This window comes from Pseudomonas sp. PA-4-8C, assembly GCF_021606625.1.
Lineage (GTDB): Bacteria > Pseudomonadota > Gammaproteobacteria > Pseudomonadales > Pseudomonadaceae > Aquipseudomonas > Aquipseudomonas lactis.
In genome coordinates this window covers 1-761 of the sequence record NZ_WKCD01000580.1, presented here as the reverse complement: position 1 = coordinate 761, position 761 = coordinate 1, and the positions used below count along the sequence as shown (strand labels likewise).

Sequence of the window (761 nt, the reverse complement as noted above, 5' to 3'; positions counted from 1 at the left end):
TCGTCTTGCCAGGCGGCGCCACACGCGAATTCAGCTACAACCCCTACGGCAAAATCATCGCCGAACGCGACGAACTCGGCCACGTCACCCGCTACGAATACGAAGGTGGCCTGCACCTGATCAGCCGCCGTCTCAACGCCGACGGCACCCAGGTCAAATACCGCTACGACAACGTTCGATTACTGCTGACCGAAATCGAAAACGAAGTCGGCGAAACCTACCAGCTCGACTACCACCCCAATGGCCTGATCCAACAGGAAACCGGCTTCGACGGCCAACGCACCGCCTACGTCTACGACCTCAACGGCAACCTGCTGGAGAAAACCGAATACGGCGACGATGGCAGTCAGCTAATCACCCGTTACGAGCGCGACCACGCCGGACGCCTCGTAAGAAAAACCCTCCCCGATAACAGCATTATCGATTATGCCTACGACCGCCAAGGCAACCTCCAGAGCGTCGAAGACGGTCACTGGGCGCTGGCCTACGAGTACGACCGCCAAAACCGCCTCACCGCCGAACACCAAGGCTGGGGCACCCTGCGCTACCGCTACGACGCCTGCGGCCAGCTTCAACACCTGTGCCTGCCAGACAACAACCGCGTCACTTTCAACCACGACAAAGGCGGCCACCTCGCCACCGTCGAACTCAACGGTGAAGTGCTCACCTCGCATCTGTTCAACAGCGGCCGCGAACATCAGCGCCAGCAAGGCCAACTGCTCAGCCACTACCACTACGACGACCAACACCGCCTACACGCC

At 60.2% G+C, this 761-nt stretch carries 1 pseudogene; it reads left to right on the top strand.

Going from position 1 to position 761, the window contains the following annotated elements:
- Positions 1-761, top strand: a pseudogene (locus tag GIW04_RS31090) (type IV secretion protein Rhs); the annotation flags it as partial.